Here is a 9,972-nt window from a genome sequence, read left to right as displayed (position 1 = left end):
TCACTAGCATATCTACTAGATAGATTAATCTGAAATTTAACTGCACCACAAAAGAAAAATGTGTACGTTATCTCCTGTAGATGATCTGTAAAGCCATTTTAATTTCCATCTTTATATTCGAATAGATATAATTTGTTCTTACTCATTGCACAAATTGTGTATCATGGGATCTTCCTTTTCTATAGATTATATCCTAGAGTTTAGACAGGTTTTTAAAAGCGAAAAATTTTATTATTTTCATTGTCTATTTGACAGTCGGAAGTTCAAAAACAACGTTTTTGATACTTGGGGTAATGAAGGTTCTCCAGGTATTGAATATATTGTGTTGACATAAAAAAAGATTTTAACACAAACATAGGCTGCAGAGAGGATCTTCTCCACAACCTCCGTTTTCCTATTATTTCTTTTCATCTTTTTTCGTATCAACTTTGGGTTCTTCGAAAAGGTTTTTCAAATCTGTATCCTTAACTTGTACATCAACTGTTTTTATTTCTTTCATCATTACATTTTTAATAAATTCAGGATTTTTTGATTTTTCTCGAACTAATGCTTTCTTGATATCTGCTTTTGTTTGATCGAAAGTTTTATCAGCATTTGTATCTATTACTTTAATAATATGGTAACCATATTTTGTTTTTATCGGTTCGCTTATTTCCCCTTTTTTTAGCTTATAAGCTACTTCGTGGAATTCTTTTCCCATTTTCCCTGGTCCGAAGAATCCTAAGTCGCCACCTTTTTCTTTTGAAACTGTATCTTCAGAGTATTGTTTCACTAATTCTTCGAAAGATTTACCTTGAGCAAGCTTCTCTTTCACTTTTTTAGCAGTCTCTTCATCTTTTACAAGAATTTGACTTGCTTTCACTTCTTTTTTGTAGTCCTCAAATTTTGCTTTTAGATCTTTATCCGTAATTGCTTTTTCAATCGCTTTTTCTTGAGCTAATGAGGCGCGGAGCGTATTTTTTAATGTTTCTTCTTTCATACCTTGTTGTTTCAATAGGGTATCGAATTGATCACCCACTTGTTTTTTCGTTTCATCGAACTTTTTGTCTACTTCTTTTTCGTCCACTTTGTAATTTTTCATAAAAACTTTTTCCATAACCATGTTTTGTAGTACTTGCTTACCAGCTTTTTGCTTCATTTCAGTGTAGAACTCTTCTTTTGTAATATCAACAGCGTTAGATGTGACAACTTTGTCTGATGATGTTCCACATGCTGAGAGTAATACAATACTACTCATTACAGCACCCATGAAAATATGTCGTTTATTCAATGTTTTGTACCTCACTTAAACTGTAAATTCATTATATTCAATCGTGCAGAATAAAAAATCTTCAAAAAATCGCCAAGTAATTTTCTCTTTTTTTGGACACCCAATGAATGACGACAATTATTGTAATACGTGTATTTCCCACCTTAGAAAATATAAGACAAAACGCCCAGCATTCACTCATGTAGCCATTTATTAGAGGGAGTGACTCCTTACAAATATTCAAAATTGATTGTGTACCCTCATGTACGTTCCAGTTTTTCTTGACCAGGTCAAAATAGCTAGAGAGGTGATTACTGGAATAGAAGTCATGTATATGATCAAAAAGACAGACTCTCCAAAGGAGGAAGCCTGTCCTAAAACCTATATATGTCCTCTTTAGAATTTCATCAGAACCGTTTTTTAGCATATAAAGAACTTTACCGATTACTAGCTACTAAATAAGTTAATATCCAGCAGTTGATTCTTCCGTAGGAAGTAAAATATGAATCATAGCGTACACCTCTTTACAGATATTATTATGTATATACAATACGAGTGTATAATTTTGTCCGAGATATAACAATGATTTATTTGACTGTTCATAACAGACATTCTCAAAAGAGGCTCATCTTTGTCTCACACAACCATGATATGTTGGAAAAGCTTAGATAGTGTCTACACAAAAAATATGATATTAAGTCAATAAAATAGACAAAGATAAATTTAATTATGCAGCTTCCGGTTCGTACAGATGTTCTTTTTCTATCGGAGATAAATAACCATTCGCTGAATGAATTCTTTTACGATTATAGAAAATTTCAATGTATTCCCAAATATCTTGCTGTGCTTGCGCACGTGTTACGTATTGTTGCTGATAAATAAGTTCTTTTTTCAAGACACCATGGAATGATTCAATGAAAGCGTTATTAAAACAGTTCCCTTTTCTGCTCATGCTACTTTGCATTCCATACTGTTGTAATTGTTTTTGATAATCATGGGCAGCATATTGACTTCCTCGATCAGCATGCCAGCCCACAATTTTCCTAGAATACAAGTCCATCAGACTTGCTACATACAACCATCCTTCTTTCGTCGATACATAGGTAATATCGGCTACCAAAACTTGGTTTGGCTTTTCTACCTTGAATTGACGATTTAATCCATTGTCCTGTATCGGATAAGAATGTTTGGAATTTGTAGTAGCTTTATATTTTTTTACAGTTCTTGATTGTAAGCCCTGTTCTTTCATGATTCTCACCACTGTTTTTTGTGAGATTTGCTTTCCTGTTTGGCGTAAAACAGACGTTACTTTCGGAATTTCATATAAACAACGCGATTCTAGAAAAATGCGGTGGATTTCTTTGGCTATTTGTTTTCTCTGTATTTGCCTGGGGCTTTTGGTGTGATATTTCCATTTGTAATATCCGCTTCGGGATACATGTAGAACTTGGCGCATCTTCTCCACTTTGCAAACCATGTAGCATGTACAGTTTGACTATCTCTAAAGTGACATTCATCTTGATATAAGAGTACAGTATTTTCATCGATTAGGTTTTTTTTATCACATCTAATTGCGTTTGAAATTGAATTTGCTTTTCTTTATTTGTCTTTTTCAATACATAAGTAGCGTTTGTATAGGAAAAATTCATCCGATGCAACATTTTTCGGATCCCTTCACGTGACATACAAATCAAAAATTTCTCTTTGATGACGTATTGAATATTGCGTGTATTCCAAAAAGACTCTTGACCGTATTGCAACTCCGCTGGAGTTGTGTTTAAAATGAGTTCCTTTAATTCTTCCTGTTGTTTTCTAATTAAATAAGGCTTCTTCCCAGGAATTTGTTTACGAGTAAGTAATCCCTCGATTGCATTTTCTTTAAATTTCTTTACATAACTAGCGACGCTTTGACGATGCATCCCAAGTATATGTGCTACATCCACCATTGTATATCCTTCCATGACCATTCGAACGGCTGCAATACGTCTTTGACAAGAAGCTTGTTTTCCTTTTTTCTCTAATTTGCGTAAATCTGATATTGTGAAACGATTTAATTTTTGAATTTTATATGACATAACATATATTCTCCCCTCATGTTTTTTACAAACATTATCGGGTATCCAGACACAATTTATACGTGATGATATTTTATAGAGGACCTATATAGATAACGCAAGGTATCATCATGCTAAAAAATTGAAATCTTTTTTGCGAGAAAACAACCGTCGTCTAACTTTGCTATTTTTACCGCCATATTCTCCTAATTTAAATATGATTGAACGTATATGGAAGGTAATAAAAGAAAATGTGTTAGCAAATTGTTACCATGAAACAATGGATCATTTGATGAGTTCAATCTATCAATTTACAGAATCTATTAATAAAAAATCCTGAAGCGATCCTTAGTCGTATTCAACGTGTAGATATGTCGATTTTTTAACGGGGACTTATATAATTACAATGTGCATTTCCGCTCATAGAAGAATACCCCTCCTCGATCATTATTTTTATCCGCACATGACCAGACAAATAAACGAAACTATCTGTTTAGCCTAGCAATATCTGCAGCGTTTGTTTCACTTTTTCATCGTCCACTCGATAAAATACTTCTAATCCTTTTCGCTCATATGCCACTGCTTTATGCAATTTTAACTTACCAAGATGTTGCGAAATAGTGGATTGGGGTAGGTCGAAATACCATTGTAATTCTGTAACATTTAAAGCTTTTTTCTCTAACAAATGATGGACCATTTGGAGACGAACAGGGTGTGCTAATACCTTGAGCATTTCTGAAATACGTTCTAAATCATTTCGCTCTGTGTGAAAAACATTGTTCATGCTCTTTTTTCTCCTCCATTCTTTTTTGACAAGATTTTCATATTTTTCGGTTCTATCATGAAAAGCTCCCAAACTATCTTGCACCGTTCTCTTTTTCGATTTATACTAAGATTCACATAACAACAATCATACGAGGTGCCTGATGAATAAAACAGAATTAATTCAAAAAGTAGAAATACAAACAGGACTAAAAAGGAAACAAGCCAGTCTTGCGGTAGATAGCGTATTCGCATCCATTCAAAAAGCTCTACAAAATGGAGACAATGTACAATTAATCGGGTTCGGCTCATTCGAAGTGCGAGAACGTGCTGCACGAGAAGGACGCAATCCACAAACTGGAGAATCCATAACCATTCCTGCCAGAAAAGTACCTTCTTTTAAAGCTGGAAAAGCATTAAAAGAAGCTGTAAACAACTAAATATGTATCTGTCTATCATTCTACAGAAGCATGAAATCATCCAGATTCATGCTTCTGTTTCTTTTATAATGGGATTGTTGAAATAGCATGTTTATACACGAGCTGTTGTTTCCCGTCCACTTCTAACAAAATCGAATATAAATCATACCCTGTTATTGTTCCTTTGATATGAAATCCATTTACTAAAATCATTGTCATGTTCTTTTTTCTTTGTACTGCTTCTTGTAGTACTTGTTCCTGAAAGGATACCATATCTTTTGTTCTTTTCTCCTGTAGTACTTGTGGTTTTCTTTCCAACGATTTCTTCCCCCTTCTTCTTAGGCTCTTACAAGATATGGTTCTAATTCCTGTATAAGCTGTTTTGCTCCTCCTGGACTCAACGTCAACTTTCCATCTCCCAGCTTAATATGCTGGAAAGATACTTCTCCTGTGATGGGGCAAACATCATCTCCCTGATATTTCTGCAAAATAATCGATTCTCCCTCTACAAATATTTCTACCCAGTCTTTTTTCTCTATTTCCAGCACTCTTCTTATTTCCCTCGGTATGACAATCCGTCCTAAATGGTCTATTTTTCGCACGATTCCTATTTATAAAATCCGCTCATTTATTTCTCTTGTTTTTCTATAACCAATTGTATACGAAATTTTTTCTTCCTCTTTTAATAGATGACTGATCAATTCTTCAGAGCTGTGGTCCACCCCTGTATAAGTGCAGCTACTGGTATACTATGCAACACTTCTGAATCACTACCACAAAGAAAAATTTGTTCTACTAGCGGCACAGATACCATTTATTTTTCTGTTTTTATGATGAAAGTTAGAAGCGGTTCGATTTTTTCACGCATTTCTTCTTGCATTACTCGCTGTGCTTCCATTTCTCTTCCCTCCACATTCTTACTTTTACATATCGTCAATCACAAATTATTCTATACGTATGCCATGTTACTTATAGACTATCACATTCTTATCATATATACGTAAGAATAATGAATATTCCATATGCTTTCAAACTCATTTTCTTATTTCCGATACCATTTGCCCCTTTACGTGCAAAGTACATCTTTACTTCTCTATACGGTATCCAAATACCACGTGCATGAATCCGTTCCCTCACACTATCTAGCAGCATATATTCCTATTCCTGCTAAGCTGTTTGCAAAATATTTACTTTATTTATTAATTCTTGTAAAACTAAGCTTATAATTCTTCATAATTTATAAAATTGATTACTACATATCAATGGCTTTTATAAGTTTAACATTTTGTAAGTTTTGTAAAATTCATTAACTTAATCATAAATACTTTTACATGTTGAGAAGGATACTTCAATTAATAATTTTATATCATGTTAACGTATTTCTAGCTGTTTAGATGTAGTAGGATGGTATTGATTTATTACTTCTTGTATTTCTGCTTTTTCTGCTCTTGTCATCAGTTTTGTTATATTGATTGGTCGAAAGGTTGGAAGTATCTCCATCATATTTTCACCGTTAAAAGATATAAATAAGAGAGTTCCACCGCTATTTTTTTAGGTTGAGGACCAGTGATTGTAATGTTCACTAAAGCACCACTGTTAGTTTCAGCAAAAACAACTTTCGACGCCATAAAAGATTGAACCATTTTCATATTATACTCATCCTCTCAATATTTAGGAATTTAATTTACTTAGGAAAATTTGCAAACGGAGTATCTTTTACTCAATGACTTTGATTTCTTCTTTACTTGTTTCTTTTGATTCCCAAAGATCAAATCAAGAAAAGATGGATAGATATGATTATTTACCAGTGAAAGATTTTTCCTATGACAAATTACTTAAATAAAAGTTTTTAATAAACTACATAGGATTGTTAATGATGAATTTTTCAAAGGACTTCAATTATCATCATGAAGGGGATTATTTATACCCCGTTGAGTATTATCAATTCCGTCAAGCTAGTACACTAAATACATTCAAAATCGAGTTATTATGTTTTGATACTTCTTATGCGTTTCATTTAATTTCAGATAACAAGTCAATTCCTGAAGAATACAGTTTTGTTACAATTAATGATTTTGAAATTAACGAAGAATTTGGCTTTGAACTGGTAGATTTCAAGTCAAAACACGCGGTATTGCAACGAGCAATTGATATGGCTAGTGCAATTGCAAAAAAGTATTGTAAGAACCCTATTAACCAATAAGTGCACTTAAAGTTAATACACATAATAATAAAACCAGCGTATCAATTATTCATTGATACGCTGGTTTTATTATTTTTCTTTCTGATAAATTTGTTTTGCTTCTAAATCAATAATAGCCCCTACTTCAAGTAGAAAATCTAATCCAATAATTCCATCCAAATCAAAACCATAGTTCATAGCACCAAATTCCGTTTCAAATCCTTCTGCTTTCAAAAATCCAAGTTCGATTTCATCAACTATTTTAGTATATACAAATTCTGATCCTCCTACACCACGAACACGATAAATATTATCATTAGCCTCTGGTACGATATTTACAGATGCCGCTTTATCAGATGAAATAATCGTTCCTCCAGACCCAGTATCGACTAATACACGTTCAAGATGTAGTATTTCTCCGTTATGTTTCATTCTAATGGAACATAACAACAATCTATCTTCTATTTTTAAATGAATCACGCTCGCCTAACTCCTACCCATGTTTTTTCAATAATACCTGGTTTTTCACGATTTGTATGAAGTACATATAATTCACGGTTTGGATGACTTTGTTGCATTTTTTTATATTCATTCATGGCTGCTAAAGGCTCACTATATGTTTCAATTGGTACAATTTTCGTTAAAACTCTTTCTTTTTGATCAGTTGTAAATGCTTGGACTGCTTCGAATAATACCCATTTATTCGGGAATGCATTTCTTACTTCTTGCCATTCCATACATACATCCTCCTTTTTATACCAATATTTTGTGAGGTATATTTATTTCATCATAACAGAAAATTTATATCCTTCCCAACAACACCATTTCAAATTCTAACTTTCAACAACTGAGATTATCCATTTCAGTCAACAGAAAGTGTAGGATCTCATTGTTTATGTATTACTAAAATCTGAATAGTAAGATAAAATCATGCAACGGGGCAGAATGTTTAAATAGAAATGGAGTGAAACATCGTATGTCTTCCAAATGGATTGATAAAATAGCATTTTCAAAAGTACATAAAGAGTTATTGATTCAATATGTCGTACAATAATGGGAAAGACAGAAACAGGGACAGCGGAATCCATTTCCTAAATTGGCGTATACAGAGACACACGCATTTGAATGTTCAGAAGCCTACAAAGAAATAAAAGCGCTCTCTACAGAGGCGATACGAGATATGCCAGCATATAAAAGAGAAACGTTGTTGATTCAACTGGAGGAATGGCATCAGTATATACAAAGTATTGTATCGGCTGTTTTCGAAACAATACAGAAATATTCTGTATCTTAACATAAAGGGATCAGCGATTTAAATTATGATAAGGGCACCAGACAGAAAAAAAGAATAGCTATTTATTTGCTACTCAGAATGGAATACATATCATGGATGGATAACAGTATGCTCCTATAAACGGTATTTTATGCAGAAGGATACGAAAATTTAGGAAGCGCCTTCTTGTCTTTCGTGTTACAATTATTTCAAGCAACTCTCTGCTATGTATTAAATATTTTATGCTATACTTACCCGGAAGACTCTCTTATCAAAATATAAGAGAGTTTTTTCTGTGTTATTTCAAAGATGGCGTATCAATTTGAATTGAGAATTGATACTGTTCATGTGATGCCTCTTCTAACAAAGTAGCAAGGGCTTGTAATTGGTGGATGATTTTTTATTTTGACTGGCATCCCGCATAGTGGATATGAAAGGATTCTAGAATAGCAGATTCTATTGGTTCTACTGGTAGTGTTGTTGGTTCGAATTGTGGAATCACGGGTACCTCTTGCATTGGGATGGTGGGTACAATTGTTTGCATTTGGACTGGTTCGGTAGTCTTGCACTGTTGTGAAACAATAGGAGTATCATCTTTGGATGGGGTTCGTTTTTTTCCTTTTCGCTTTAGATGCGCTGTTCCTTGCAGTGGAATTTCATGTTTTTTGTACAATTCGTATAGTTTACTATTATACGTGCCTAAACCCGCGGTAATTTCTTTGTTGGTGAAATGTTCTTTCCAATATTGAAGACGCATTTTTTGTTCTTCTGCAGGGAGAGCTTCTAAAGAAGCTAATGGCAAAAACGTGTTTAATTTTTCTATACGTAGTGTTTCTGTCAATGAGAATCACTCCTTAAAAATTGATATGGAGGACAAAATCTCCTTTGGAAAAGAGGAGGAATATAAGTATGAAACGGTATAAGGTAATCAGTGCTACAGCTTTAGCAGCAATGTTAGTAACAGGTTCATCCACATTCGCATTTGCTGCAGAAAAAGAAACGACCACGCAACAAGTCGTACAAGCATCTCATGTATTCTCACCCCAATTTATTGAACAAACGAAAAATCTAGATGCTATTCCTATGAATAATCTTGATAAGGCGGTTCAAGCTGCTTTGTTAGGACCTGAAATTAAAAAATTAAAAGTATGACCATGAATTTAATGTGAAACCAGCGTACATTTCGAAACTAGGCAATCAAACGGTCGTAAATGGTCAAATTTCACATCATTTAAGCTTTCGTTTAGATGATCAAGTCTATTATCGCTTTGTAAAAGAAGATGGGGTAATCAAAAATTGAGAAATTAAAATTGATAGTGGTGGATGGACAAAAATAACAGCACCTATTGGTGCAATCATTGCTCAATATTTTGGTGTTCCGATTACGCCAGATCTTCTATCTCAAATCGGCCAACAATTAGGGGCTTTCACAGATGGTAAATGGGAATACGCTTCGGAAACAATTGTGGCAGCAATTGGTTTATATGTAGAATAAACGGTATCATTCTATATTATTTCGTAACAAAAAAGGTGATTCCCATTTGAGAGTCACCTTTTTGTCTGCCATTTAAGAAAGGACGTTTGAAAAAGAAAATCTATATTGTTTACTGCAGTTCCTGGCTTTCTTATTTTGTACAGAACCTGATAGCATATACAAGTTAGCTAAAGTTATAGGAGTGTCAACGAACAAGAAATAGAAGCAGTCTGTACGGAGATGAGGAATAGATTTCATGTTACACTTTCAAAATGTTGTACTCGTACTTGAATACTATGTCTGCTTTGGTATAACATAAAAAGGAATTGAGTATTGAGAGACTCAATTCCCGTAGATTGCTCATTTGTCAACAGAATACCTAGTAAAAGAATCCTTCTTTATGATAGGATTCTTTTACTTTGTTTGGAGCATGAAATATAATACGTTATCTGCCATTTGTCTGGGTTGGTATTATCCCCTATAGGTAGACAGTAAAAAAAGAGTCCATCTGATATGATGGACTCAATACTGTTTTATCTGGAGGGGATTTTTTTATGGC

General features: G+C 33.7%; 15 protein-coding genes and 1 pseudogene. 4 read left to right on the top strand and 12 right to left on the bottom strand.

What is annotated here, in order from left to right; translation table 11 throughout:
- Positions 1-397: 397 nt before the first annotated feature.
- The 3 genes from prsA to F3I02_RS17045 form a co-directional block, all read right to left on the bottom strand.
- Positions 398-1,249 (bottom strand): peptidylprolyl isomerase PrsA, encoded by an 852-nt coding sequence (prsA, locus tag F3I02_RS17055; protein WP_196478221.1) that lies wholly within the window; start codon positions 1,247-1,249, stop codon positions 398-400.
- A gap of 727 nt (positions 1,250-1,976) precedes the next feature.
- On the bottom strand, positions 1,977-2,705 hold the full coding sequence (locus F3I02_RS17050) for an IS3 family transposase (protein WP_196478219.1): 729 nt from the start codon (positions 2,703-2,705) through the stop codon (positions 1,977-1,979).
- A 91-nt stretch (positions 2,706-2,796) separates the two neighbouring features.
- Positions 2,797-3,324, bottom strand: coding sequence for a helix-turn-helix domain-containing protein (locus F3I02_RS17045; protein WP_196478218.1), 528 nt, complete (start codon positions 3,322-3,324; stop codon positions 2,797-2,799).
- A 121-nt stretch (positions 3,325-3,445) separates the two neighbouring features.
- On the opposite strand from F3I02_RS17045, the gene F3I02_RS17040 reads away from it, so the two are divergent.
- Positions 3,446-3,643, top strand: coding sequence for a transposase (locus F3I02_RS17040; RefSeq protein WP_196478217.1), 198 nt, complete (start codon positions 3,446-3,448; stop codon positions 3,641-3,643).
- Positions 3,644-3,796: 153 nt separating this feature from the next.
- Here the strand turns inward: F3I02_RS17040 and F3I02_RS17035 are convergent, their stop codons facing one another.
- Complete coding sequence (locus F3I02_RS17035) at positions 3,797-4,087, bottom strand: ArsR/SmtB family transcription factor (RefSeq protein ID WP_196478216.1); 291 nt, start codon at positions 4,085-4,087, stop codon at positions 3,797-3,799.
- 142 nt (positions 4,088-4,229) lie between these two features.
- Between F3I02_RS17035 and F3I02_RS17030 the strand changes: the two genes are divergently transcribed.
- Complete coding sequence (locus F3I02_RS17030) at positions 4,230-4,505, top strand: HU family DNA-binding protein (RefSeq protein ID WP_196478215.1); 276 nt, start codon at positions 4,230-4,232, stop codon at positions 4,503-4,505.
- 63 nt (positions 4,506-4,568) lie between these two features.
- On the opposite strand, the gene hfq is transcribed toward F3I02_RS17030, so the two are convergent.
- The 5 genes from hfq to F3I02_RS17010 form a co-directional block, all read right to left on the bottom strand.
- Positions 4,569-4,802 carry an RNA chaperone Hfq gene (gene hfq / locus F3I02_RS17025; protein WP_196478214.1) on the bottom strand — a complete coding sequence of 78 codons (234 nt, stop codon included), beginning with the start codon at positions 4,800-4,802 and terminating at the stop codon, positions 4,569-4,571.
- A 20-nt stretch (positions 4,803-4,822) separates the two neighbouring features.
- Complete coding sequence (locus tag F3I02_RS17020; RefSeq protein ID WP_196478220.1) at positions 4,823-5,095, bottom strand: AbrB/MazE/SpoVT family DNA-binding domain-containing protein; 273 nt, start codon at positions 5,093-5,095, stop codon at positions 4,823-4,825.
- A 379-nt stretch (positions 5,096-5,474) separates the two neighbouring features.
- A complete protein-coding gene (locus tag F3I02_RS17015; RefSeq protein ID WP_230876856.1) occupies positions 5,475-5,636 on the bottom strand; it encodes a hypothetical protein in 162 nt (53 codons plus the stop codon).
- Positions 5,637-5,855: 219 nt separating this feature from the next.
- Positions 5,856-5,987 carry a hypothetical protein gene (locus F3I02_RS34445; protein ID WP_269061764.1) on the bottom strand — a complete coding sequence of 44 codons (132 nt, stop codon included), beginning with the start codon at positions 5,985-5,987 and terminating at the stop codon, positions 5,856-5,858.
- On the bottom strand, positions 5,984-6,133 hold the full coding sequence (locus F3I02_RS17010) for a hypothetical protein (RefSeq protein WP_196478213.1): 150 nt from the start codon (positions 6,131-6,133) through the stop codon (positions 5,984-5,986). The genes F3I02_RS34445 and F3I02_RS17010 overlap by 4 nt, the downstream gene beginning before the upstream one ends.
- Before the next feature lie 227 nt (positions 6,134-6,360).
- Between F3I02_RS17010 and F3I02_RS17005 the strand changes: the two genes are divergently transcribed.
- Positions 6,361-6,687: a hypothetical protein gene (locus F3I02_RS17005; protein ID WP_098424952.1), complete on the top strand. Its 327-nt coding sequence runs from the start codon at positions 6,361-6,363 to the stop codon at positions 6,685-6,687.
- Between the two features lie 69 nt (positions 6,688-6,756).
- Here F3I02_RS17005 and F3I02_RS17000 read toward each other — a convergent pair whose 3' ends face one another.
- From F3I02_RS17000 to F3I02_RS16990, 3 genes are all read right to left on the bottom strand, one after another.
- Positions 6,757-7,146, bottom strand: a complete 390-nt coding sequence (locus F3I02_RS17000; protein WP_196478212.1) for a retropepsin-like aspartic protease — start codon at positions 7,144-7,146, stop codon at positions 6,757-6,759.
- Positions 7,143-7,403 (bottom strand): hypothetical protein, encoded by a 261-nt coding sequence (locus F3I02_RS16995; protein WP_061657687.1) that lies wholly within the window; start codon positions 7,401-7,403, stop codon positions 7,143-7,145. Before F3I02_RS16995 ends, F3I02_RS17000 begins: the two co-directional genes overlap by 4 nt.
- 936 nt (positions 7,404-8,339) lie before the next feature.
- Positions 8,340-8,780: a hypothetical protein gene (locus tag F3I02_RS16990; protein ID WP_230876855.1), complete on the bottom strand. Its 441-nt coding sequence runs from the start codon at positions 8,778-8,780 to the stop codon at positions 8,340-8,342.
- A 62-nt stretch (positions 8,781-8,842) separates the two neighbouring features.
- On the opposite strand from F3I02_RS16990, the pseudogene F3I02_RS16985 reads away from it, so the two are divergent.
- Positions 8,843-9,434, top strand: a pseudogene (locus F3I02_RS16985) (methyltransferase).
- The last annotated feature ends 538 nt before the right edge of the window (positions 9,435-9,972 follow it).

The sequence above is a fragment of the Bacillus sp. SRB3LM genome (assembly GCF_015712745.1).
Classification (GTDB): Bacteria; Bacillota; Bacilli; order Bacillales; family Bacillaceae_G; genus Bacillus_A; species Bacillus_A thuringiensis_K.
Note: the sequence above shows the minus strand (reverse complement) of the source record. Positions and strands in the feature narration are given on the sequence as shown.